This is a genomic window from Rhodoferax saidenbachensis (assembly GCF_031457975.1).
GTDB lineage: Bacteria > Pseudomonadota > Gammaproteobacteria > Burkholderiales > Burkholderiaceae_C > Allorhodoferax > Allorhodoferax saidenbachensis_A.
This window is the reverse complement of the sequence record NZ_JAVDXO010000003.1, coordinates 63,665-88,532: the sequence shown is the minus strand read 5'-3', so window position 1 is coordinate 88,532 and position 24,868 is coordinate 63,665. Positions and strand designations below refer to the sequence as shown.

Sequence of the window (24,868 nt, the reverse complement as noted above, 5' to 3'; positions counted from 1 at the left end):
GCTTGTACAAAAAATCGAATGAGGCCGGTTCAGGCGGCCCCGGGCAAGGCAGATGCCAGGAAAGTACTCAATTCTGGGGGCAATTCGGCGCGCAGTTCCACGCGCTCGCCCGTGGCGGGGTGGTTGCACTGCAGGCGCCAGGCGTGCAGGAACATGCGCTTGAGCGCGGCAGCGCCCACGCCCCGGGCCAGCGCCTTGTTGCGTTCAAAGTCGCCGTATTTGTCGTCCCCGGCAATTGGCATGCCCTCAGACGCCAGGTGCACCCGGATCTGGTGGGTACGCCCGGTTTTGATGGTCACCTCGAGCAGGGAAAAATCGTCGGCCGCTGCGCGCACCTTCACCAGCGTGAGCGAAGGCATGCCGTCCGGGTCGTCCTTGGCCACCACCTTGACGCGCCGCTCGCCAGCGTCCGCCGCGCCGTCCTTGCCGGCCAGCAGGTACTTGTGCAGGGGCTTGTCCAGCACCTTCTTATTAGAGGGCCAAGCACCCAACACCAGGGCCAGATAGGTTTTGCCAGTCTCCCGCTCGCGGAACTGGTCCTGCAGGGCTTTCAGCGCGCTGCGCTTCTTGGCCACCAGCAAAATGCCGCTGGTTTCCCGGTCCAGCCGGTGCACCAGTTCCAGAAACTTGGCCTGGGGTCGCGCCATGCGCAACTGCTCGATCACGCCAAAACTGACCCCCGAACCTCCGTGCACCGCCACCCCGGCGGGCTTGTTCACTGCCAGGAAGTGGTCATCTTCAAACAGGACAGGAAAGGCCTTGGCCGGCACCCGGCCGGTGGCCTGGGCCGCGACCTGCTCGGCCATGGCCTGGGTTTTCTGCTCGGCCCGTTCCGACACACGCACCGGCGGCAACCGCACCACATCACCCACCGCCACCCGGGTGTCGGCGCTGGCGCGGCCTTTGTTTACCCGCACCTCGCCGCTGCGGATGATGCGGTAGACATGGGTTTTGGGCACGCCCTTGAGTTCGCGCATCAGGAAATTGTCCAGGCGCTGCCCCGCACTGTCTTCGTCGATCGTCACGGATTTGACTTGCGGGTTTGCAGGGGGGGCAGATGGGGGCGGATTGCCCCCTATAATGTGTTTCACTAGCGTCGCGCTGTAAGTGGTTGATTTGTCTGGAGTTTAGTCCACACCCCACGAACCGTTGCGCTGGAAGGTCGATGCCGCCGGGCTGCACTGCTTGCAAATCACACGCCACCTGCCTGTGATGGTCAGCAACAGCACGGTCAAGCCGACGAATTGAAAACCTGATACGGAATACCCCAAGTTCGCAAACCCACGGTTTGCGAATGGAATGAAACGAGATGTTTGTGTTGCTAAGCCTGATGACCATGTGCCTGCGGAGCGTTTACGCCCCGTTGGGTGGCACATATCGGCCTGCAGCCCCGGTACAACCTGCGCAACGAGCTATCCTTTTGATAGCAAATTCACAAACGCATCCTCTCGTCCCCATCCCTGCGCCTACGCTTCGTCACCTCGTGTGACCTGAAGTTCTCCGGCAATTCCACCTCACTTCAATTCGTCAGTCCGGCACCGTACGCCCAATTCGGGCATGTGCTTATTGAAGAAGGATGCAATCCATGAAACGGATGCTGATCAACGCCACGCAGGCTGAAGAACGCCGCCTGGCCATCGTCGACGGACAAAAACTCCTCGACTACGAAATCGAAATCGAAGGGCGCGAGCAGCGCAAGGGCAATATCTACAAGGCCGTCGTCACCCGCGTCGAGCCCTCCCTCGAAGCCTGCTTCGTGGACTACGGCGAAGACCGCCATGGCTTCCTGCCGTTTAAGGAAATCTCCAAAACCTACTTCCAGCAAGGCGTCTCCGCCGGCAACGCCCGCATCCAGGATGCGATCCGCGAAGGCCAGGAACTGCTGGTGCAAGTGGAAAAAGAAGAGCGTGGCAACAAGGGCGCAGCCCTGACCACCTTCGTCTCGCTGGCCGGTCGCTACGTGGTCTTGATGCCCAACAACCCCCGTGGTGGTGGCGTATCGCGCCGCATCGAGGGTGACGACCGTGCGGAACTCAAAGAAAACATGGACCAGTTGGAATACCCCAATGGCATGTCCATCATCGCGCGCACCGCCGGCATTGGCCGCAGCGCGCCTGAGCTGCAATGGGACTTGAACTACCTCTTGAAGCTGTGGACCGCGATTGACGGTGCCGCCAAGGGTGGCAAGGGTGCTTACCTGATCTACCAAGAGTCTTCTCTGGTGATCCGCGCCATTCGCGATTACTTCAACCACGACATCGGCGACATCCTGATCGACACCGACGACGTGTACGAGCAGGCTCAGCAGTTCATGGCCCACGTCATGCCCGAACACGCTGCCCGCGTGAAGCGCTACCGTGACGATGCCCCGCTGTTCAGCCGTTTCCAGATCGAACACCAGATCGAATCGGCCTACGCCCGCACGGTGCAACTGCCCTCCGGCGGCGCCATCGTGATCGACCACACCGAAGCCTTGGTGTCCGTGGATGTGAACTCGGCCCGCGCCATCAAGGGCGGCGACATCGAAGAAACCGCGACCCGCACCAACCTGGAAGCCGCCGACGAAGTGGCGCGCCAGATGCGTCTGCGCGACTTGGGTGGCCTGATCGTCATCGACTTTATCGACATGGAAGAGTCCCGCAACCGCCGCGAAGTGGAAAACCGCTTGCGCGACGCGCTGCGCCAAGACCGCGCCCGTGTGCAATTCGGCACCATCAGCAAGTTCGGTTTGATGGAAATGAGCCGCCAACGCCTGCGCCCGGCTCTCTCCGAAGGTGCATCCATTCCTTGCCCCCGTTGCGGCGGCTCCGGCCATATCCGCGACACAGAATCCAGCGCACTGCAAATTCTGCGCATCATCCAGGAAGAGTCCCTCAAGGACAACACGGCCTCTGTGCTGTGCCAGGTGCCTGTCGATGTGGCCTCGTTCCTGTTGAACGAAAAGCGCACCGAAATCGCCAAGATCGAACTCAAGCAGCGTATCAACGTGCTGATGGTGCCCAACAAGACACTGGAAACACCCAACTACAAGCTCGAACGCCTGAAGCACGACGACCCGCGCCTGGACCACATCGAAGCCAGCTACAAGATGGCCGATGACATGGAAGAGGCCACTGGCGTGACCCGCCGTTCCCAAGAACCCACCAACAAGCAAACCCCGGTGATCAAGGGCGTGCTGCCCGACGCACCCGCGCCGATTGCCCCGCCCAAGCCTGAACCAGTGAAGGCCGCTGCACCTGCGCCGGCTGCCAAGCCCGTGGCTGCACCCGTACCCGCCAGCAAAGGTTTCTTTGGCTGGATCAAGGGCCTGCTGGGCATGGAAGAAGAAGCGCCTGTCGCCAAGCCCGCCCCCGTGGCCAAGGCCGAAGACAAGCGCGAAGGCCGTGACGGCCGTGGCCGCGATGGCAACCGCAACGGCGGCCGTGGTGGTGAACGCAACGACCGTGGTGGCGAGCGCGGCGAAGGCCGCAACAGCCGTGGCGGACGCAATGAGCCCCGCGGCGAGGGCCGTGGCCCCCGCGAAGAAAACCGTGAAGCCCGCCCCGAAGGCAACGGCGAGCGCGGTGGCCGCAACGGCCGTAACCGTGGTGAACGCGGCGAGCGTGGTGAACGCCAAGGCGGCGCCCAGCGCAACGAACGCATGGACGCCGGCGCTGCCGTGGCAGGCCAGGACGTGCAAGTCAACGCGCCCACAGAAGGCGGCAACGCCCCAGTGGCACGCGGTGAAGGGCGTGGCGAACCCCGCCAGGACCGGGGTCCCCGCGGCGAAGGCCGAGGCCGCAACCGTGGCGAGGGCCGTGGCCCCCGTGAAGACAACGGCGAGCGCCCTGCCGAGCCCCGCAACGAAGCGCGTGGTGAAGAGTCCGGTGAAGCCCGCCCTGACGTCGCTGGTGAGGTGAATGCCGAAGCCCGCGGTGAAGGCCGCGAAGGCCGTGGCCGCAACCGCGGCCGCAATGGTCGCCGTGACGAACGTGGCCCGCGCCAGGACGACAGCAGCAGCAATGCCCCCGAGCAGCAATCCGCTCTGGGCTTTGCCGATACCGAACCCCATGGCGCCGACGCAGTGGCACAAGCCCCTGCCGGTGACGACGCTGGTGAAGGCCGCGGCGCCCAGGGTGAGCCGCGCGAGCGCCAGTCCCGCGACCGCTATGGCCGTGACCGTGGCAACCGCCAGGACCGCGGTGAACGCGCTCCGCGCCCTGCCAACGAAGAAGTGCAGACCGATGCGGCCCAGGCCCCCAGCAATGAGGCTGTCACCGCTGAAACCGCAGCACCCGCACCCGTAGCGGCGCCTGCTCCCATAGCGGCACCAATTGCGGTCCCCGTGGTAGCTGCCGCACCGGCCGCAGGCCAGATGCCCAAGGTGCAGGGTTACGCACTGCCCACCGACTCGCTGCAGCAAGTGGCACAAGGGTCTGGTTTGCAATGGGTCAACTCCGACCTGAGCAAAGTGGCTGCGGTGCAAGCCGCCATTGCCGCCGAACCCAAGCCCGTGCACGTGCCACGTGAACGCCCCGCGCCGGTGGTCATTGAAGAACAGCCGCTGGTGCTGGTGGAAACCCGCCGCGACCTGCGCAACATGACCTTGCCTTTCGAGAGCAACAACGCGGGCTAAGCACCCGGGTGTGGGTTCGCAAGAACCCACACGGTCATGAAAAAGGGGCACCACGGTGCCCCTTTTTCATGGGTGAAAACTGCCGGTGGAACCGCTAGAACAAATCTACCGCACCAATCTTCAGCGCTTCACCAAAGAAGCCCCGGCGCACCAGTTCGGCGTGGCTGAACACCTTGTTGTTTCCATTGTGCTGGGCGTAGTCCACGGCGCGCTCGGCCCGTTCCAGCGCGGTGCTGGGGGAGTCATCGGGCGTCACGCGGGTAAAGCCACCGCAAATCGTCAAACGCCCCACCTGAGGAAAATTGAATTTCTCGATATTGGCGCGGAAGCGTTCAAACGCCGCGAGCACCAACGCTTCATCAGGGCAGTGCATGAGCACCGCGAACTGCTCACCACCCAAGCGGTAGAGCCGGTCGTAGGTGCGGAAGGTGTTGTTCATGATGCGCGCCACCAGCAGCAGCACCTCTTCGGCAATCAGGTGTCCACTCTTGTCGCTGATGAGCCCAAAGCTGTCCACACTGATGGTGCCCAGCCAATAGTTGGGCGGCACCCGGTGGCGGCGTTCCTGCCCGGGGGCCACAGCGGCTTCGGACGCGCCTTTGGTCACGGCATCGCCCTCACCCAGTTCGTCCAGCACCGCGCTGTAAAAGGTGTCGTCCAGTGACTTGCGGTTCAGCAGACCGGTGAGCGCATCGCGGTCACTGTAGGCCAGCAGGTGGTACATATTGCGGAACACGTGGTGCACCGCGCCAATGGTCTGCACCTGCTCCGGCGTCAACACGGAGGCGGAATGGATTTCGAGTGCACCTTCGTCGTCACTAAGGCTTTCGGCAAACAGCGGAAAGTAGGTGATGCGCGGGCCATCTTCACCCGCCCAGGCAATTTCCACCGTGCTGCGCGTTTGCAGGGCGCGCAGCCGGTCCTTGTTGTCTTCGAGCAGCGGCAGCTTTTGAAAGTCCACGCGCAATGGATCGACCACCTTGCCACCGCCCTTGGCGTCCAGCGTGGTGACCTCCAGCCATCGCCGAATCCCCTCCTCGCTGACCACCCGTGCCACGATGACACGCTGGATAGGTACAAGGTCAATCAAGGCCTTGGACAGGGTGAGCTCCAACAGGTCGCGCTCGCGGTGGTCTGTGAGCTTGATGAGGTGGTCTATGAGTGTGGCCATGGGCGGATAATAGCCCTGAAAACCGGCCCCGTCACGCTTTGGCAGCTTCCTTGTAAGCCTGTGCCGCAGCGGCTGTATCCTGGCGCTGTTCGGCCAGTTCGGCCAGGGCCCGCCAAGCATCGCGCTTGAGTTCCTTGTCCTTGAGCATAGACAGCGATTGGCGCAGCAACTGCTGTGCCTTGCCCCACAGCTCCAAACGCGCACACATCACCCCCGCCAAGTACTGCAGCACCGGGTCTGCAGGGTTGGACAATTGCAGCGATTCAATGCGGGCCAGCCAAGCCGCATCGGGCGCGCCAGCGGCCACCGCAAAGCCTTTTTCCAGCACGCGAATCAACCGCAGGCGCAGGGCCGGGCTCAGCGCATCCAGGCGTTGCGACATGGCCTGCCACAGCGGATGCACCCACAACCGCGACACGGCCACATCCCCACCCAGCGCCAGGCAGCGCTCCGCGGCTTCCAGCGCCACTTCGGGGATGCGCTGTTCAGCGGGGTCCAGATGGTCCCATTCGCGTTGCAGTTGTGCCGGGTCGTGGGCGGAGCGAATCATCTCCAGCACCAGGCCGCGGGCAATGCCCGCACCAGCGACCTCGGAGAACGCGCGGTGTTTGGTCAGCAGGCGCGACGCATCCAGTGCCATGCGGGCCTTGCCGGCCTGGCGTGCCACCTTGAAGCGCAGCCGCAGCGCAATGGTGCGGCGTGCCGTGCCCTGGGGCAGTTGGTCCAGCCACTGCATGGCGGCACCGGGGTCGCGGTCATCAAAGGCCCAGCGGGCGGCACGCATGTGCACGCCGTCACGCGCGTCCTGCGCCGCGCGCAGGTGGGTGTGTTCCAGCGCCAATTGGAAGTGCTGGTCGCGCACGGTGCGGTCTTGCAATGCGTGCGCGCTCTCGGCGGCCAACAAGTGGGACAGGGTGCGCAGCCGCGCCGCCTGCACCACATTTTCATCCCCGGCGCGCACCGATTCTTCCAGCGTCACCACCAGCTCTGCAGCCTTGCGGGCCCGCACAAAACGACCAGCCACCAAATGCAAGGCGGCGTCGAGCAAGGCGGTGTGGATGGCGCGCTCTTTTTGCAACAGGCGCCAGCGTTTGGCCTGCAGCGGAATACTGAACAAGCCCGACAACGCGCGCAGCGCCAGGTGCAGGGTGACAAACGCCAGTGCCAGCACCAGCAGCACCAGGTTCAGCGACACATCCACGCGGTAGGGCGGCCAGTACAGCGTAACCGTGCCTTGGTTGTTGCCCGCAAACAGCGCAGCCGCCACGGCTGTGCCAAACAATGCCATGAGCCACAGTGCAGCCCGCATCTCAGCGCCCCGCTGCCGCGGTGGCCAATGCCGCCAGGGTCTCGTCCACGCGTGGCAACTCCAGCGAACGCATCTGGCCCTGCAACTGCTGCAGTACGCCCTGCGCGGCCTGCGTCTTGCGCGAGGACGTATCGAAATAACGGACCAACGATGCCGATGCTGCGGCCAGGTCGGCACGCGCTGAGTCGGTCTGGCGGGCCAGCAGGCCCAGGCGGGCGTTAAGCAACTTGAGTTTGAGGTTTTCGCGCACGAAGAACGACTGCTCGGGCGACAGCAGCGGTGCCTCGGGGTTTTCTATGCGGCTCACCCGCACCAGGCCTCTGATTTCTTCGCGCACCACCGACAGCATGCGCATCCACCAGGTGGGCACGGACTCTTCGGTCTTGCGCTGCAGGCTGACGGCGGGGCGTGCCACGGCAACCGCATTGGCCACGGGCACGTCATCGGCCAGCAGCACGAGTTCATCGAGTTTGACCAGCAGCGCCGGTGTGTCGGCCAGCGCCGTGGCCTTGATACGCGCCACATCTTTGGCAATGGCACGTTGGACGGGGGTCAGGCGCGGCTGGGCAGCACGTGCCACGCGCAACTCGGCGGACTTGAGGGCCGCCAACAGCGGCTCCGCACTGCCGGTGAGCTGGGCCTGCTGCTGCGCCAGGCGCAGCGCAGATTCAATGTCCACCACCAGATTTTCATCGCGTGAGCGCGACAGGCTTTGCATGAGTTCTTCGAGCTGGGTGCGCTGCAGCGACACCTCACTCAGTCGCGCCTCCGTCACCGCCAGTTTGGCGGCGGTCTCGATAGCCAGCTCTTGCGCTTGGCGGGCTGTAGCACGCGCCTCGGTAGCCTGGGTACCAGCATCGGCGCTTTGGCGTGCCAGTTGCTCCTGGATGGAGCTGAGCTTTTGCCAGAGGAACACGCTGGCCACCAGCCCCACCACCGCCACTACGGCCACGCCGCGCAGCAAGCGCCGGGAGGATTTGACCGCGGGCAGGATCGCACCAGCCTGCGGCGTGACATCCACCACCTCAGGCGCCAAGGGAACCGGGGACTCAGTATTCATTACAGGGATTCTATCGACGCCATCAGCGCTGCCAGCGCGGGTTTGGACTCGCGCACGGTGCCAAAGCCCGCAGCGCGCGCCGCCTGGCCAATGCGCGGATGGGTGACCACCGCACGCGCCTGCTGCCAAGCCTGCTGCGGACACCAGGCCTGCAGGTTGGCAATGGCCTCGGAGCTGCTGAACAGCCAGACCGAACCGTCAGTGGCGGCTGCGCCGATCAGCGCCTCACCACCGGCGGGCAACACCGGACGCTGCCGCTGATAAGCCACCACGAAATCAACCACCGCACCGGCTGCCGTGGCCTTGCGCGCAAACCAATCGCGACCCACGCCCTCGTCGCTGGCATCGCCCTGCGCCGTGGTGCCGCGCACGATGAGCAAGCGAAAGCCGGGCACTACCCGCTGCTGCACCACAGCCCACAGGGCCTCGGAATCGAACTGGCCCGTGTCCTGCGCAGGTGCATCAATGCAGCCGGGCTCCGCGCCGGCGCGCAGAAGTGCCGAGTAGCTGCCAGGGCCGGTGACGAATGCTCTGCTTTTGATAGCTGCTTGCGCAATGAATACGGGGGCTGCAGCCTGTTTTAATGCAAAAAAGTGGTCAACGGCGTTGCGGCTGACGAACATCACCGCGTCGTACTGGTTCCGATCCATCCGGGCCCACGCCTCGCGCACCGCCTGCGGCTGGGCCGCGGGCTGCACGTCGATCAGGGGCAGGCTGTGCGCCTCGTAGCCCGACGCCTGCAGGGTTTGCACCCACTGCGCGGCCTCGGTCTGTGGGCGGGTCACGATGACGCGCATGGCTCAGTGCCCGGTTGCGGTCTGCGCGCGCACGCCGTCTTGCAACTGGCGCGCCACCTGCTCACCCAGCGCCACAGCGGCGGCATGGTCGGTCACCACGCCATGGGCCTCTGCGGTGACTAGCGGCAACACGCCATTGGCGTCGCCCCAGGCGGCGCGGATGTGCAGTTGGGTACCGTCCATCGTGGCATAGGCAGCCAATGGCATGGAACAACTGCCGCCCATCATGCGGCTGACCGAACGCTCAGCCGCCACGGCCAGCCAGGTGGGCTGGTGGGCCAGTGTCGCCAGCGCCTGAGCCACATCGGCACGGCCCTGGCGTATCTCAATACCCAGGGCGCCCTGCCCAGCAGCGGGCAGCATCTGCTCGGGGCTAAAGGTGGCGCGGATGCGCGATGCCAGCTCCAGGCGCTTGAGGCCCGCGGCGGCCAGCACGATGCCGTCGTACAGACCATCGTCAAGCTTCTTCAGGCGGGTGTCCAAGTTGCCGCGCAGCGGCTCTATGCGCAGGTCGGGACGCAGGGCATGCAGCAGCACCGTCCGGCGCAGACTAGAGGTGCCGACCACGGCGCCTTGCGGCAGGTCCAGCAGGCTGGCGTAGCGGTTGGAGACCCAGGCATCGCGCGGGTCTTCGCGCTCCATCACGCAGGCCAGGTCAAAGCCTTCCGGCAGCTCCATGGGCACGTCCTTGAGCGAGTGCACTGCGAGGTCTGCACGCCCCTCCTCCAAGGCCACTTCCAGCTCTTTGACAAACAGGCCCTTGCCACCCACTTTGCTGAGTGAGCGGTCCAGGATTTGATCGCCCTTAGTGGTCATGCCCAACAGGGTGACAGAAGCCCCTTGTTGCTCCAGCAAAGCCTTGACGTGCTCCGCCTGCCAAAGCGCCAATCGGCTCTCGCGTGTGGCGATCGTAAAATTGCGCAAAATCGTAACCTGTTAGTAATCGGTGGAATGCCTTCGATGCTAGCATGGGCGCGATCCTTGCTTCGTTCGAAGCGCCCTCCACTCCCACCTGTTTGACCCATGAAAAATGCCCCCGCCGCTGAGACGGCCAAGCGAAGCAAAGACAACGAACGCCCCCTGGTGGAGGACATCCGTCTTCTGGGTCGCATTCTGGGTGATGTGATTCGCGAACAAGAGGGTGTGGAAGCCTACGAACTGATCGAGCAGATCCGCAAGTTGTCGGTGGCGTTTCGTCGCGACGCGGACCATGAGGCCGACAAGGCGCTGAAGAAGCTGCTCAAGGGCCTGTCTGGTGACCAAACCGTGAGCGTGATCCGCGCCTTCACGTATTTTTCGCACTTGGCCAACCTGGCCGAAGACCGCCATCACATCCGCCGCCGCGCCGTCCATGAACGCGCCGGTGACACGCAAGAGGGCAGCATCGAGGTCGCCATGTCGCGCATGCGCTGGGCCGGCATTTCGCCCAAGACCATCTCGCAAACGCTGGCCCAAAGCTATGTGTCGCCCGTGCTCACCGCCCATCCCACTGAAGTGCAGCGCAAGAGTATTCTTGATGCCGAGCGCGACATCGCCCAGCTGCTGACCACGCGCGACGAAATCAAGCTGCGCGCCACGTCGGTGGACAGCAAGAAAGACGCCCTCACCCCCAAAGAGCTGGCCGCCAACGAAGCCCAGATGCGCGCGCGCGTGATGCAGCTCTGGCAGACCCGTTTGCTGCGCTTCAGCAAGCTCACCGTGGCCGACGAGATCGAGAACGCGCTGAGCTACTACGAATCCACCTTCCTGCGCGAGATTCCCAAGCTCTATGCCGACCTGGAAGAAATGCTGGGCAACCACCCCGTGCACAGCTTTCTGCGCATGGGCCAGTGGATCGGTGGCGACCGCGACGGCAACCCCAACGTCAGCGCCCAGACCCTGGAATACGCGCTGCGCCGCCAGGCTGAAGTGGCGCTGCGCCATTACCTGACCGAAGTCCACCGCCTGGGTGCTGAGCTGTCCATCTCTGCCATGCTGGCCGACTGCACGCCTGAGATGCAGGCCCTGGCCGAGCGCTCGCCTGACCAGAACGAGCACCGCAAGGACGAGCCCTACCGCCGCGCCCTGACCGGCATGTACGCGCGCCTGGCCGCCACGCTGAAGAGTCTCACCGGCACCGAAGCTGCCCGCCACGCTGTGGCCCCGCAAAACCCCTACCTGCTGGCGCAGGAGTTTGTGGCCGATCTGCGCACCATCGCCAGCTCACTGAAGGCCCACCACGGTGCCGCGCTGGTCACCCAGCGCCTGCACCCGCTGATCCGCGCGGTGGAAGTGTTTGGCTTCCACCTTGCCACGGTGGACTTGCGCCAGAGTTCCGACAAGCACGAAGAAGTGGTCGCCGAACTGCTGGCCACGGCCCGTGTGGAAGCCAACTACAGCGCACTGGACGAACCCGCCAAACGCACCTTGCTGCTAGGCCTGTTGAACGATGCCCGCCCGCTGCGCGTGCACGGCGTGGACTACTCGGCCCACGCCCAGGGCGAGCTGGCCATCTTTGCCTCCGCCAAGGTCATGCGCGAGCGCTTTGGCTTCGAAGCCATCCGCCACTACATCATCAGCCACACCGAAACGGTGAGCGACTTGCTCGAAGTGCTGCTGCTGCAAAAAGAAGTGGGCCTGATGCGCGGCACGCTGGACGCGCAAGCCACGGTCGACCTGATCGTGGTGCCGCTGTTCGAAACCATCGAAGACCTGCGCAACGCAGCGCCCATCATGCGCGAGTTCTACGCCCTGCCCGGCGTGGCCGAGCTGGTCAAACGCAGCGGCGCCGAGCAGGACATCATGCTGGGCTACTCCGACTCCAACAAGGACGGCGGCATCTTTACCAGCAACTGGGAGCTGTACCGCGCCGAAATCGCACTGGTGGAACTGTTTGACGTGCTGGCCAAAGACCACAAGATCCAGCTGCGCATGTTCCACGGCCGTGGTGGCACGGTGGGTCGCGGCGGTGGCCCCAGCTACCAGGCCATTCTGGCCCAGCCCCCCGGCACCGTGCGCGGTCAGATTCGCCTGACCGAGCAGGGCGAAGTGATCGGCTCCAAATACGCCAACCCCGAAATCGGCCGACGCAACCTTGAAACACTCGTGGCGGCCACGTTGGAAGCCACGCTGCTGCAACCCACCAAGTCCGCCACCAAGGCGTTTCTGGATGCTGCGGCCGAGCTGTCGCAAAACAGCATGTCCGCCTACCGCGCGCTGGTGTACGAGACCCCGGGGTTCACCGAGTACTTCTTCGCCTCCACACCGCTGCGCGAGATTGCCGAGCTCAATATCGGTTCACGCCCTGCGTCGCGCAAGGCCTCGCAACGCATTGAAGACCTGCGCGCGATTCCCTGGGGCTTCAGCTGGGGCCAGTGCCGTTTGACACTGCCCGGCTGGTTTGGCTTTGGCTCGGCTGTGCACCAGTTCATGCAAAGTGGCACGCCCGAGCAGCAAAAGGAGCGCACTGCCCTGCTGCAAAAGATGTACAAGCAATGGCCCTTTTTCCGCACACTGCTGTCCAACATGGACATGGTGATGGCCAAGAGCGATCTGGCGCTGGCATCGCGCTACGCCGAGCTGGTGGGGGATGCCCGCCTACGCAAGAAAATCTTCAGCGCCATCGAGGCCGAGTGGCACGCCACCGCGCACGCGCTGTCGGCCATTACCGGTGAAAAGAACCGCCTGGCCAACAACGCAGCCCTGCAACGCTCGATCCGCCACCGCTTCCCCTACATCGACCCCCTGCACCACCTGCAAGTGGAGCTGGTGCGCCGCTACCGCGAAGGCAAGGCCGATGAGCGCGTGCAGCGCGGCATCCACATCTCGATCAACGGCATCGCCGCTGGTCTGCGCAACACGGGCTAATCAGGGTTTCCAGCGCGCTTCAATGCGCGCGTACTCGCCCGATTTGCGCACCTTCTCCAGTCCATCATCGAACTGGGCAATGGTGCGTTCAATGCCGGGAAAGTCACGGGCAAACGAGATGTAGAGCTGCGGCTCCACCAGCACCCCGCGTTGCTTGAAGCCTTGTGCCAGCTCGGGGTGGATGCTGGCAATCTGGGTGGCCACGCGGTCAAACACCAGCGCATAGTCCACCCGCCCCGCCACCAGTTTGCGCAACGAGGTCAGGTCGGACGAGGACACATCCCGCAGCATGTACGGGTCGCTGTCAAAGGCTTCGCCGTAGTCATAGCCATTGGTAACGCCTACGCGTGTGCCTCGCAGGGCCTGCAGGTCCACCTTGCTGTCGGGCTGGTTGCTGCGGCCATAGATGGCAATGCGGGCCTTGAACAGTGGGTGCTTGTGCCAACGGTATTTGCCTTCGGTCCGGGCATCCCGCAGGGTGTCAAAGCAACCGGCCAGCCGGTTGTTGTCCACCTCTTTCATGCAGCGCGCATAAGGCAAGGGCACCAGCTCCACATCCACACCCGCCGCCGCCCAGGCGGCACGCGCCAGATCCACCGCAAAGCCCGCGGGCTTGCCGTCAGCCACGTAGGCGTAAGGCCGCCAGTCGTCTTCGGCACCGATGCGCAGCTTCTGTGCGGCGCACCCACCGGCCAGCGCCCACGCACTGCACAGCAGTACGAGGCCCCGCAGGCTCATTGGGTGATCAGCCCCCGCACCACGGCCAGTTGGCGACGCGAAACGGACAACAGCTCGTCCACCCCCTGCAGCCGCACAGCCCAGCCGTCACCCTCTTCGGGATCAAAGTGCTTCTCCAGCGCGCGCACGGCGCGGCGCGCCACGATGGCGTTGCGGTGCACGCGCACATAGTGCTCGCGGTACTTTTCTTCCAGGTCGTTGAGTGAGCCGTCCAGAATGTAGTGGCGCGCGGCGGTGCGCACCGTGATGTACTTGAGCTCGGCCTTGAAGTAAATCACCTGGTGCAGGGGCACGCGCTCGGTGCGGTGGCGCTCCTGGATCACCAGCACCTCGTCAGATGCAAAATTAGCCACGGGCCCCGACTGGATCTGCGCGAAGCGCTCTGCTTTTTGTAGCGCGGCCTGCAGGCGCTCGATGCGCACTGGCTTGGTCAGGTAGTCCACCGCCTCCAGCTCAAAGGCTTGCACCGCGTGCTCGGCATGCGCGGTGACAAACACCACGGCCGGCGAGCGCGGTAGCGCCCGCAGCGATTCGGCCAGCGCCAAGCCATCGGCACCAGGCATGTGGATGTCCAAAAACACCAGGTCTACCGGTTGGCGGCGCAGCAGCTCCAGCGCCTGGCTGGCGTTGGCAGCCTCAGCCACCACATCGGCCGCCGGGGCTTTGCAGTCGCCCAGCAGCGTGCGCAGGCGGGAGCGCGCCAATGGCTCATCGTCCACCACCATCACCTGCAGACGTTTGGGAGCGGCTAGGGACATGTTCATGCGGGAAACTCCATTCGCACCTGGTAAACACCGTCCCGCAGACCACTGCGGAACTGGCCCTGCACGTCATGCAACAGCGACAGGCGATCTTGCACATTGCGCAGCGCCAGCCCATGGCCCTCAGCACCCTGGCCAGCAGGCACGGTATTGGTTACCTTCACCACCACCACCGAGCCACGGCGCTGGGTGGAAATGCGGATGGCCGCGCCCGCGGCACTGGGCTCCACCCCATGGCGCACCGCGTTTTCCACCAGCGGCTGCAGCAGCAGGGGCGGCAGCTTGGCCTGGTCCGCCTCTGGGTCCAGCGACCATTGCACGTCCAGACGGTCGCCAAAGCGCACTTTTTCAATCGCCATATAGCGCTGGGCCAGCGCAATCTCCTCCGCCAGCGTGACCTCGGTGCCCTGGTCCATCAGGGCGTGGCGGAACAGGTCGCTCAGGTCTTCCAGCAAGGTCTCGGCCTTGGCGGGCTCGGCGCGCACCAGCGCAATGGCGCTGTTGAGGGTATTGAACAAAAAATGGGGGCGGATGCGCGATTGCAGCTCGGCCAGCCGCGCCGCCGTGTCTGCCGGGGTGCGGCCCTTGGCGCGCATGACCAGCGCGGCCACCAGCAGCGAGGACAGAAACGCACCGCTAAACATACTGGCCACCCAGGGCGAACGCTCCAGCAGCCCTGCCACAGCCAACAGGCTGCAGCCGTAGGCGCCAGCCACCGCGCCCAAAACCACAGCCACCGAATACTGCACACCCGCGGGCATGCGCGCCAGCCAGCGCTTGACGATGCAGGCCGTCAGCAGCCAGGCCAGCGTGGCCGGCAGGGCCGCGCCGGTGACCAGTGCCAGGCGCATCACCCAGTCCCACAAGGAGCTGGCCGCGTACATGGACGCCACGCCCACCGCTACTTCGACAAACAGCACCGCGCGCAGCACCACGCCCATCTGGCAGGCGTCGAACACCAGCGCGGGCGCCTTGGGCGCGGCCACTGGCTCCTGGGGCAGGTCCTGGAACGTCGATAATATTTGGGTGTCGTTCATGTCCACCGGATTTTGACTCCATTCTGAGAAGCGCTTCCCATGTCCCAAAACCAATTCGATAAAAAGTCCCAAGCGTGGTCCGCGCTGTTTTCTGAGCCCATGAGTGATCTGGTCAAACGCTACACCTCCAGCGTGTTCTTTGACAAGCGCCTTTGGCAGGCCGACATTACCGGCAGTCTGGCGCATGCCGAAATGCTGGCCGCACAGGGCATCATTGCCGCTGAAGACCACGCTGCCATCCAGAAGGGCATGGCCCAGATTTGGGGCGAAATCGAATCTGGCGCGTTTGAATGGAAGCTGGACCTGGAAGACGTGCACCTGAACATCGAGGCGCGCCTGACCCAATTGGTAGGCGATGCCGGCAAGCGCCTGCACACCGGCCGCAGCCGCAACGACCAAGTGGCCACCGACGTGCGCCTATGGCTGCGCAGCGAGATTGACCTCATTGGCGAACTGCTGGTGGACCTGCAAAAGTCGTTGGTCGACGTGGCCGAGGCCAATGCCGAGGTCATCCTGCCCGGTTTTACCCACCTGCAAGTGGCCCAGCCCGTGAGCTTTGGCCACCACATGCTGGCCTATGTGGAAATGTTCAGCCGCGATGCCGAGCGCTTTAGTGAAGTGCGCCGCCGCACCAACCGCCTGCCGCTGGGCAGCGCCGCACTGGCCGGCACCAGCTACCCGCTGAACCGCGAACGCGTGGCCAAGACGCTGGCCATGGACGGCGTGTGCCAAAACAGCCTGGACGCCGTGAGCGACCGCGACTTTGCGATCGAATTCACCAGCGCCGCCACCCTGACCATGGTGCACATCAGCCGCATGAGCGAAGAGCTGATCATCTGGATGAGCCAGAACTTCGGCTTCATCAAGATTGCCGACCGCTTCACCACCGGCAGTTCCATCATGCCGCAGAAGAAAAACCCCGATGTGCCCGAACTGGCGCGCGGCAAGACTGGCCGCGTGGTCGGCCACCTGATGGGCCTGATCACCCTGATGAAGGGCCAGCCCCTGGCCTACAACAAGGACAACCAGGAAGACAAGGAACCGCTGTTCGACACCGTGGACACGCTGAAGGACACGCTGCGCATCTTCTCGGAAATGATTGGCGGACAGATGAACGCAGCGACCGGCAAAAAGGAAGGCGGCATCAGCGTGAACGCCGAGGCCATGGAGCGCGCCGCCCTCAAAGGCTACGCCACCGCCACCGACCTTGCGGACTATTTGGTGAAGAAGGGCCTGCCCTTCCGCGACGCGCACGAAACCGTGGCCCACGCTGTGAAGGCCGCCCAGTCACATGCCTGTGACCTCTCGGAGCTGCCGCTGACCGTGCTGCAAGGCTTCCACGCCAGTATTGAGAAAGACGTCTACGAGTGCCTAAGCCTGCGTGGCTCGCTGAATGCACGCAACATTCTGGGTGGCACCGCGCCGGCCCAGGTGCGGGCGCAGATTGCACGGCATCGCGCTCGATTGGGTTAAGACTAAACAGGTCTGTAGCCCCCGTGGAATATGCGCGAGCAGCTACTGAATCAGTAGCACTCGCGGTACCAATCAACCCGCCAGCGCCCGCTCCAGGTCATGCGCCAGATGGTCCACCGCCTCTGCGGTGGTGGCCCAGGAACACATGAAGCGGGCACCGCCGCCGATGAAGGTGTAGAAGGTCCAGCCCAGGGCCTTGAGGCGGGCGATGGCAGGTTCGGGCAGGTTCACGAACACGCCGTTCACTTCGGTAGGCAGCAGCAACTCTGCCCCGGCAATGCCCGCCACTTTGTCCGACAGGCGCTGCGCCATGGCGTTGGCGTGGGCCGCGTGGCGCAGCCAGGCGCCATCGGTCAGCATGGCCAGCCAGGGAGCGGAAAGGTAGCGCATCTTGGAGGCGAGCTGCCCGGCCTGCTTGCAGCGGTAGGAAAACTCTTCGCCCAGCTTGCGGTCAAAAAACACGATGGCTTCGCCAATCGGCAGGCCCATCTTGGTGCCGCCAAAACACAGCACATCCACCCCGGCACGCCAGGTGATGTCAGCCGGCGCCACGTTTAGCGCAGCCACGGCGTTGGCAAAGCGTGCGCCGTCCATGTGCACCTTCAGGCCATGCTCCTGCGCGATGCGGCTGATGCCGCTGATCTCGCCCTTCTGGTAGACCGTGCCCATCTCGGTGGACTGGGTGAGCGTGACCACCTTGGGCCGCGGGTAGTGCACATCGGTGCGGCGGGTGATGACCTCCAGCACGCCGGCCGATGTGAGTTTGCCGTGGCGGTGCGGGGCCGATAGCAGCTTGGAGCCGTTGGAAAAGAACTCGGGTGCGCCGCACTCGTCGGTCTCCACGTGCGCGGTGTCGCTGCAGATCACCGCCTGGTAAGACTGGCAGAGCGACGCCAGTGCAATCGAGTTGGCCGCCGTGCCGTTGAAGACGAAAAACACTTCAGCGTCCGCCTCAAACACCTCGCGCAGCCGGTCGCAGGCCAGTCGCGTGGCATCGTCATTGCCGTAGGACGCGGCAAAACCCGCATTGGCCGCGGCAAAGGCCTGCATGGCCTCGGGGCAGATGCCGGAGGTGTTGTCACTGGCGAATTGCAGGTAGTGACCGGAGGACTGGGAGGTGGCAGGGTGTGCGATGGTCATGGCGGCGTGGGCGGTGTAAGATTGAATTAGCGGATATTTCCGGTATATCGAACAAAAATCCATTTTACCGACCAAAACCACCATGGCGCAAGTCCCCTCCTCCATTCCCCTCATCGACGGCCCACCCGCCGTCGGCTCCAAGCTGCAAGAGATCCGCAAGGCCCAAAAGCTGTCGCTGGACGAGCTGTCCAAGCGCGCGGGGGTGTCCAAGTCCATGCTGTCCGAGGTGGAGCGCAACCAGGCCAACCCCACGGTGGGCGTGCTCTGGCGCCTGGCCAGCGCGCTCGGGCTAAGCCTCACCGACCTACTGGCCGGCGGCGTAGCCGACAAAGCGGCTCCCACGGTGGAGCTGGTGGCCGCACACAGCATTCCAGTCACCACCAGCAACGACGGCAAGTGCACGCTGCGCATCTTGGGGCCCATCGCCCTGGCCGGCAAAGTGGAGTGGTACGAGCTGGCGGTGGAGGCCGGCGGTGTGCTGGCGTCAGAGCCACACGAGGCGGGGGCGCGTGAACATCTGTCGGTGCTCAGCGGCACGCTCACCGTGCAGGCGGCTGACAGCAGCAAGGTGCTGAAAGCCGGCGACAGCGCGCGCTACGCGGTGGACGTGCAACACGCTATCCGCAACACAGGCAAAGGCCTGGCCAAGGCGCTATTGGTGGTGGAGTACCTGAGCTAGCAGCTACTAATACGATAGCGAATTGGCGAGGATATTGCTGATCGACTGGGCCAGTTCTTGTGGTTCAAACTTGGCCACATAGGCATCTGCGCCCACGCTGGTGGCGTGGCCTTCGCTGGCGGTGCCGGTGAGTGACGAATAGACGATGACCGGGATGCCCGAGAAGCGGACATCCTGCTTGATGTTGCGTGTGAGGGTGAAGCCGTCCATCTCAGGCATTTCAAGGTCGGTCAGCACCAGGGCCACTCGGTCCTTGATCTTCTTGCCCTGCGCGATGGTCTCGGAATGCAGGCTGTTGAGCTTCTCCCAGGCTTCCCTGCCGTTCTTGACCGCTACAAAGTGCACGCCCATGGTCTTCAGGCTTTCTTCGACCAGCATGCGAGCCACCGCCGAGTCGTCGGCAAACAGCACGATAGAACCCGGTGGCATGTTGACCTTGGGGATGCCGGAGTTCTTGTTCTCCTGGCTGTGCGTGGCGGGGAACACGTCGCGCAAAATCTGCTCCACATCCAGCACCTGGGCCAGGCGCGAATCTTTGGCATCGCCGTCAATGCGGGCCACGCCCGACAGCAGCATGGAAGAGCTGGAATCCGCCGCGAGCAAATGCTTCCAATCCAGTTGCACGATCTCCACCACCTCGTCCACCAAAAACGCTTGGGTGTTGCGCGCAAATTCAGTCACTAGCACGATGCCCGATTCGGTCTGTGGTACGCAGCCGGCCAGGCGCGGCAGGTCGATCACCGGGATCAGTTGCCCACGCACATTGGCCAAGCCCATGGCGAACTGGGGCGCGTTGACGATGGCCGTGATGTGGGGCGCCACCACGATCTCGCGCACCTTGAACACGTTGATACCAAATAGTTCGCGTCGGGTGGAGCCCTTCTCCTCGCCCAGACGAAACAACAGCAGCTGCAGCCGGTTATCGGCGCCGCTGGACGCGTGCTGGGTGGGTTTCATTGCTGTGTTCATGTCAATTCCCGCGGTGTTTTGGACCACACAATAGCAGGATGGCGCGCCGCCTCCAACTTTCCCGCGCCGCGCAGGCTCAGGCGATCCATTCGACAGGGGGCGCCCAGGTCTCGCACCAAGCTGGAATCTGCTCGGCCGGCATGGGGCGGGCAATCTCGTAGCCCTGGCCCAGGTGGCAGCCCAGTTCAATCAGCCGTTGGCCATGGGCCACGCTTTCCACCCCCTCGGCAATCACTTCGCGGTGAAAGGCCACGGCCAACCCGATCACCCCGCTGACGATGGACAGATCACTTTGGTCGTCCAGCATGTCGCGCACAAAGCTGCGGTCGATCTTCAGCACGTCCACCGGCAGGCGGCGCAGGTAGGTGAGTGATGAGTAGCCGGTGCCAAAGTCGTCAATCGCAAAGCGCACGCCGACACGGTGGCACTCTTGCATGATGGTGGCGGTGGAGCCGATGTCGTCCAACGCGCTGGTCTCCAGCACCTCCAGTTCCAGATGGCTGGCATCCACATCGGGATGGTTGGCCAACAGCGCAGCCAGCTGCTGGGCAAAGTCCTGGTGCTGCAGTTGCCGGGCGGCGATGTTCACACTCACCGGCAGCAGCAGGCCCTGGGCTTTCCACGCCACCATTTGCTGCAGCGCCGCATCAATCACCCAGGCCCCCACGGCCTCGATCAGCGGGTGCTTTTCAATCGAGGGCAAGAAGGCGTCAGGTGGCAGCAGCCCCTTCTCGGGGTGCTGCCAGCGGATCAGCGCCTCCACGCCCACGATGGCGCCCGTGCGCATGTTCACCTTGGGCTGGTAGTGCAGAACAAATTCGTGGTTGCTCAGTCCTTGCGAAATCAGTTCCTGCTGCAAGCTGCGGCTCTTTACCTCCGCGTCTTGCGCGGAGTCGAACATGTGGAAGCGATTTTTGCCGCTCTGCTTGGCCTCGTACATGGCCTGGTCGGCATGGCGCATCAGCTGGTCGGCCTCGGCGTTGTCCTGCGGGTACACGGTGACGCCAATGCTGGCGGTAACCCGCAAGTCACGCCCGTCAATGCGCACCGGCTCCGCGCAGGCTTGCAGTACTCGGGCCACCATCTGGATGCAGTCCTGAATGTTCTCCACGTTGGTGAGCACTGCCACAAACTCATCGCCGCCCATGCGGGCCAGTGTGTCCACATCCCGCAATGCGGCCTGCATGCGCTGGGACACGGCCACCAGCAGCGCGTCGCCCGCTTCGTGGCCAAACTGGTCGTTGACAGCCTTGAACCCATCCAGGTCCAGGTAGAGCACGGCTAGGCTCTGGTGGTGGCGCTGGCACACGGTCATCGCCTGGTGCAGGCGGTCTGACAACAGCAGGCGGTTGGGCAAATCCGTCAGTGCGTCAAAGTGCGCACCGTGCTCCAGCTTCTCCTGTTGCAGCTTCAGCACGGTCACATCGGAAAACAGCGCCACATAGTTGCGCACTTTGCCTGAGCTATCCTTGACTTTGCTGACCGTAAGCCATGCCGAGTAGGCCTCACCGTCCTTGCGGCGGCTCCACAACTCGCCCTTCCACTCGCCATGCCGCACCAGCGCGCGGCGTAGCGCCTGAAACACCTCTGGCCCCTGCCGGCTAGAGCGGAACATGCTGGGGTCGTTGCCCATCACATCCTCACGGCTATAGCCAGTGATGCGGGTGAACGCGTCGTTCACCTCCACGATCAGGCCGGCCCTGTCAGTGATCATGATGCCTTCGCCCGTGTTGTTGAACACGCTGGCCGTGAGCCGCAGTTGCCGCGTAGCATTTTTCTGGGCGGTAATGTCACGGGCGATTTTGGAAGCCCCAATCAGATGGCCAAAGCTGTTGCGGATGGGCGAGATGGTGACCGAGACATTGATCTCGCGCCCGTCCTTGCAGATGCGCACCGTTTCAAAATGCTCAACGCCTTCAGCGCGCCGGATTTTCTCCAGAATGCTGGCTTCTTCACCCAACCTGTCGGCGGGCAGCAGCCGCAGAATGGGCTGGCCAATCATCTCCGCGGCCGCATAGCCAAACATGCGCTCCGCCCCAGGGTTCCAGCTGGTGATGATGCCGTCCAGCGACTTGCCAACGATGGCCTCGTCGGTGGAGTGGATGATGGCCTCGGACCGGCGCGAGGACGTTAACGCCCGCATCAGCACCGAGCTCATCACCAGGCTGGCAATGGACAGCAACCCCGCCACGACGCCGAAGATGGCCGTGTGCTGCCGCCAGGGCACCAGCAGGTCATCCTTGCTGGCGCTGACGTAGACCACCAGCGGATAGTCGTCCACCCGGGAGAAAGTCACCAGGCGCGGCCGGTTGTCAAACAGGCTGACCTGCGATTCGTACGCCCCCTTGGCCATCACGCTCATGTAGTTGCCCCAGGCCTGGCCCTTGGCAATGGATTGGCCCACGGTCTTTTCATTCATGGGGCTACGGAACAGCACCATGCCATCGTTACGCACGATGCCAATGGTGCCCGCGGGCTTGATGCGCTCCGCGTCAAACGCGCCGTCGATGCGCTCCAGCTCAATGATGATCAGTATGAGCGCCACGTTGCCGCCTCCGCGGTCCACCGGCGCCGAGATGGGGATCACCCATTTATTGCTCACCCGGCCCAATATGGGCTGACCGATAAAGAGGCCACGGGTTTTGGGATCGCGCTGGGCAAGGAAGTAATCGCGGTCCGCCACATTCACGTTTCGGCCCTGCCCCTGGTCCGGCAAAAAGCGCAGGTCTCCGCTTTGGGTCACCAGGCGAATGTCCAGCAGGCCATTGGACGCCTTGCGCAGCTTGTCGACCTGGGCAATGAAATCGGGGCTTTTGGATGGGTCTTGGTCGGGGTGATCGGCCATCCAGTGGTCGGTGACGATCATCAGCGACTCAGCCTGCTTGAACAGGCTGTGGGTTTGCGCCTGCACGGCGGCGGTGAGCTGCTCCAGCACGCGGGTGTTGGAGTTGATGGTGTTGGTGTATTCCCACCACGACCAAAAGCCAACAAAACCCCAGATGCACACCAGCAGTGCGCCCATGAGCCCAATCACCTCACGGTGACTGTTGGCGTTAAAACGCTGGGTCAGTCGTTGCCACATCGGTTTCACACGGCGTTCCCCACGGGGGTTGAGAGGCCTATTGGTCCGTTTGGCAGGTTGCCCTGCCGTCACCCCCATTCTGTGGGGGCGCCCCCCTGTGTGCCTATCCCCCAAAAGAGTGAATTTGCCCCCGTTTGTCGTCTGCGGGACCCCGGTGAACAGGGTCCCTACTCTTTACATGGCGCGGTAGAAGATGTAGTCCGCCGTGTACTGCACCAGTTGCTTGGCGCCTTCGTTGGCTTGGGTTAGCTGGCGCAGGCGGCCAAACCGGCAACGAGCAACAGGGAGAGGGAGGTACGTGTGTTCATGGTTTTACTTTCGGGCGGGTGCGGACACGGAAGCCAGGTAGGCCACCACGTCTTCGCGGTCTTGGGGAATGTCCAGGCGGTAGTTCATGTCTTGGCCGGGCACCACGGTTTCGGGGTTGGTCAGCCAGGCCTTGAGCTTGGGCGCGTCCCACACATGGGTGGCGGCGGTCATGGCCTCGGAATAAAAAAAGTTCTTGGCCTTGCCCGCCGTGCGGCCCACCACGCCGCGCAGGGCGGGCCCCACGCGGTTGGCGTCCAGGCTGTGGCAGGCCACACAGCGGCTCTCGAACAGCGCCTGCCCGCGCGCCACCGACTGGGCCTGGGCCCCTGCACATAGGCCCAACAAACCCAACAGCAAACCCACTGGCAAGCGCATACCGGTCACGCGCCGAAGGATAAGGCGCCAGCAGGCAGCGGACGGCCCAGTGCGTTTTGCAGCAGCGTGTAGTGCATGGTCTCATCCGCAGCCAGACGGCCGGCCACCTTGGCCAGGTCCTTGTTGCCAAACGCGGGAATCACCCCCAGATAGGCGTTGATGGCGCCCAGCTCCAGGCGCGCGGCCAAGTCCAGCACGTCACCCTGGTTGCGCAGGGTGTCAGCCTTCAGCGCCTTCGCGTAGTCGTCCAGCTTCTTTTCCATCACAGGCGTGCCGCCCAGCTTCTGAATGGTGGCGATCAGCGCATCGCGATGTGCCTTGTGGTCGGCCTGAAAGCGCACGGCCACGTCCAGCACCGGCTTTTGCAGCAGGCCGCTACCCGCGCCCAGCTGATAGGCATTGATGGCTTCGTGCTCCAAGCCCAGCGCCACGTTGAGGATGCTCACGTCTTTGGACGTATCACCGGCCATGCCTTGGGCCATGGCGTCTTGCCCGGCCAGCAAAGCCACAGCCACGGCAGACAGCGTGCCGGTATGGCCCATGAAAGCGCGGCGCGAAGGAACGGAAGCGCCGGAAGTAAGGGTTTGAATCAGAGAGGTCATGGTCAGGTCCTTTGAAAAGGTGAGAGACGAAACAGGCGAGACGAAAAATGCCGACCCACGCTGTCAATACGCACCCTGCCCCGGCACTGGATTCAGATTGACCCACTGTTCCAGTCAAGCATCGCCGGGCTGAATCCAACGGCCGCTGCGCTGCGTACCCAGTACAAGCCCGCTTGGCTTGCTCACCCGGTGATTCATCATGTTTTTACCCTCTAGCCCCCATCAAACCAGCGCAGGCCGCTCTACTTTTCATAGCAAGCTGCGTGCGTTTGTGCGCAAACCGCGACCCACCTCAACGGCAACCCCCATGTCACACAATGCCGGCATGACCACCGACAACCACGACACCCGGCTCATCGTCCTGCTGGACCGCATTGCCCAGCAAGACGAGGCCGCCCTCAAGGCGCTGTACGACCAATGCGCCGGCAAGCTCTATGGCCTAGCACTGCGCGTGGTCACCCGCCGTGAGCTGGCAGAGGACGTGCTGCAAGAGGCCTTTCTCTCCATCTGGCGCTCCGCCGCGGACTACCGCGCATCGCTCAGTCCGCCCATGGCCTGGCTGGGCCTGATCGTGCGCAGCCGCGCGCTGGACATGCTGCGCCGCCGCGCCGCCGACCGCAGCCACCTGACGCAGGAGCTGGACGACACCCTGAGCGACACGCTGGAAGGCGACGCCCCCAACCCCATGGACACCGCACAGGCCAGCGAGCAAGCCTGGGCCCTGCACCAGTGCCTGGGCAAGCTGGAGAGCAAACAGCGCGAAGTGGTCAGCCTGGCCTATGTGCGCGACCTGAGCCACAGCGAGCTGGCCCAACAACTGAGCCTGCCGCTGGGCACCGTCAAAACCTGGATCCGCCGCGGGCTGGACCAGTTGCGCCTGTGCATGGCGCGCTTTGCGTAAGGAG

At 63.9% G+C, this 24,868-nt stretch carries 19 protein-coding genes; 5 read left to right on the top strand and 14 right to left on the bottom strand.

All coding sequences use genetic code 11. From position 1 onward, the window contains the following. Positions 1 to 29 precede the first annotated feature (29 nt). Positions 30 to 1,091 carry an RluA family pseudouridine synthase gene (locus tag J2X15_RS08390; protein WP_310341437.1) on the bottom strand — a complete coding sequence of 354 codons (1,062 nt, stop codon included), beginning with the start codon at positions 1,089 to 1,091 and terminating at the stop codon, positions 30 to 32. A 494-nt stretch (positions 1,092 to 1,585) separates the two neighbouring features. On the opposite strand from J2X15_RS08390, the gene J2X15_RS08385 reads away from it, so the two are divergent. Next, on the top strand, positions 1,586 to 4,615 hold the full coding sequence (locus J2X15_RS08385) for an Rne/Rng family ribonuclease (protein WP_310341434.1): 3,030 nt from the start codon (positions 1,586 to 1,588) through the stop codon (positions 4,613 to 4,615). A 94-nt stretch (positions 4,616 to 4,709) separates the two neighbouring features. On the opposite strand, the gene J2X15_RS08380 is transcribed toward J2X15_RS08385, so the two are convergent. The 5 genes from J2X15_RS08380 to hemC are packed head-to-tail and all read right to left on the bottom strand — an operon-like array spanning position 4,710 to position 9,876. After that, on the bottom strand, positions 4,710 to 5,786 hold the full coding sequence (locus J2X15_RS08380; RefSeq protein WP_310341432.1) for a GGDEF domain-containing protein: 1,077 nt from the start codon (positions 5,784 to 5,786) through the stop codon (positions 4,710 to 4,712). Between the two features lie 31 nt (positions 5,787 to 5,817). After that, positions 5,818 to 7,095, bottom strand: coding sequence for a heme biosynthesis protein HemY (locus J2X15_RS08375; protein ID WP_310341429.1), 1,278 nt, complete (start codon positions 7,093 to 7,095; stop codon positions 5,818 to 5,820). A gap of 1 nt (position 7,096) precedes the next feature. Further along, on the bottom strand, positions 7,097 to 8,155 hold the full coding sequence (locus tag J2X15_RS08370) for a uroporphyrinogen-III C-methyltransferase (protein WP_310341427.1): 1,059 nt from the start codon (positions 8,153 to 8,155) through the stop codon (positions 7,097 to 7,099). Then, complete coding sequence (locus J2X15_RS08365) at positions 8,155 to 8,952, bottom strand: uroporphyrinogen-III synthase (protein WP_310341423.1); 798 nt, start codon at positions 8,950 to 8,952, stop codon at positions 8,155 to 8,157. The genes J2X15_RS08370 and J2X15_RS08365 overlap by 1 nt, the downstream gene beginning before the upstream one ends. A 3-nt stretch (positions 8,953 to 8,955) precedes the next feature. Next, complete coding sequence (gene hemC / locus J2X15_RS08360; protein ID WP_310341420.1) at positions 8,956 to 9,876, bottom strand: hydroxymethylbilane synthase; 921 nt, start codon at positions 9,874 to 9,876, stop codon at positions 8,956 to 8,958. A gap of 99 nt (positions 9,877 to 9,975) precedes the next feature. Between hemC and ppc the strand changes: the two genes are divergently transcribed. Then, a complete protein-coding gene (gene ppc / locus J2X15_RS08355) occupies positions 9,976 to 12,798 on the top strand; it encodes a phosphoenolpyruvate carboxylase (RefSeq protein ID WP_310341418.1) in 2,823 nt (940 codons plus the stop codon). On the opposite strand, the gene J2X15_RS08350 is transcribed toward ppc, so the two are convergent. Genes J2X15_RS08350 through J2X15_RS08340 form a run of 3 tightly spaced genes read right to left on the bottom strand, consistent with a single transcriptional unit; the run spans position 12,799 to position 15,334 of the window. Further along, on the bottom strand, positions 12,799 to 13,536 hold the full coding sequence (locus tag J2X15_RS08350) for a substrate-binding periplasmic protein (RefSeq protein WP_310341417.1): 738 nt from the start codon (positions 13,534 to 13,536) through the stop codon (positions 12,799 to 12,801). Further along, positions 13,533 to 14,300, bottom strand: coding sequence for a LytR/AlgR family response regulator transcription factor (locus J2X15_RS08345; RefSeq protein ID WP_310341414.1), 768 nt, complete (start codon positions 14,298 to 14,300; stop codon positions 13,533 to 13,535). Before J2X15_RS08345 ends, J2X15_RS08350 begins: the two co-directional genes overlap by 4 nt. Then, positions 14,297 to 15,334: a sensor histidine kinase gene (locus tag J2X15_RS08340; protein ID WP_310341412.1), complete on the bottom strand. Its 1,038-nt coding sequence runs from the start codon at positions 15,332 to 15,334 to the stop codon at positions 14,297 to 14,299. Before J2X15_RS08340 ends, J2X15_RS08345 begins: the two co-directional genes overlap by 4 nt. 39 nt (positions 15,335 to 15,373) lie before the next feature. Here J2X15_RS08340 and argH point away from each other — a divergent pair, with 39 nt between their 5' ends. Beyond that, positions 15,374 to 16,807, top strand: coding sequence for an argininosuccinate lyase (gene argH, locus J2X15_RS08335; protein ID WP_310341409.1), 1,434 nt, complete (start codon positions 15,374 to 15,376; stop codon positions 16,805 to 16,807). Between the two features lie 72 nt (positions 16,808 to 16,879). On the opposite strand, the gene J2X15_RS08330 is transcribed toward argH, so the two are convergent. After that, positions 16,880 to 17,947: a threonine aldolase family protein gene (locus tag J2X15_RS08330; protein WP_310341406.1), complete on the bottom strand. Its 1,068-nt coding sequence runs from the start codon at positions 17,945 to 17,947 to the stop codon at positions 16,880 to 16,882. Positions 17,948 to 18,029: 82 nt separating this feature from the next. On the opposite strand from J2X15_RS08330, the gene J2X15_RS08325 reads away from it, so the two are divergent. Next, positions 18,030 to 18,626 (top strand): helix-turn-helix domain-containing protein, encoded by a 597-nt coding sequence (locus J2X15_RS08325; RefSeq protein ID WP_310341404.1) that lies wholly within the window; start codon positions 18,030 to 18,032, stop codon positions 18,624 to 18,626. A gap of 6 nt (positions 18,627 to 18,632) precedes the next feature. On the opposite strand, the gene J2X15_RS08320 is transcribed toward J2X15_RS08325, so the two are convergent. From J2X15_RS08320 to J2X15_RS08305, 4 genes are all read right to left on the bottom strand, one after another. After that, the gene (locus tag J2X15_RS08320) at positions 18,633 to 19,595 is read right to left on the bottom strand and encodes a chemotaxis protein (RefSeq protein WP_310341400.1); all 963 of its coding nucleotides are present in this window, start codon (positions 19,593 to 19,595) and stop codon (positions 18,633 to 18,635) included. Between the two features lie 76 nt (positions 19,596 to 19,671). Further along, positions 19,672 to 22,677 (bottom strand): bifunctional diguanylate cyclase/phosphodiesterase, encoded by a 3,006-nt coding sequence (locus tag J2X15_RS08315; protein ID WP_310342121.1) that lies wholly within the window; start codon positions 22,675 to 22,677, stop codon positions 19,672 to 19,674. 312 nt (positions 22,678 to 22,989) lie between these two features. Next, positions 22,990 to 23,361 carry a c-type cytochrome gene (locus tag J2X15_RS08310; protein ID WP_310341399.1) on the bottom strand — a complete coding sequence of 124 codons (372 nt, stop codon included), beginning with the start codon at positions 23,359 to 23,361 and terminating at the stop codon, positions 22,990 to 22,992. Positions 23,362 to 23,366: 5 nt separating this feature from the next. Continuing rightward, positions 23,367 to 23,963 (bottom strand): ferritin-like domain-containing protein, encoded by a 597-nt coding sequence (locus tag J2X15_RS08305; RefSeq protein ID WP_310341396.1) that lies wholly within the window; start codon positions 23,961 to 23,963, stop codon positions 23,367 to 23,369. Positions 23,964 to 24,270: 307 nt separating this feature from the next. Here J2X15_RS08305 and J2X15_RS08300 point away from each other — a divergent pair, with 307 nt between their 5' ends. Beyond that, entirely contained in the window at positions 24,271 to 24,864 is a 594-nt protein-coding gene (locus J2X15_RS08300; RefSeq protein WP_409034262.1) for an RNA polymerase sigma factor, read from the top strand. Positions 24,865 to 24,868: the final 4 nt, after the last annotated feature.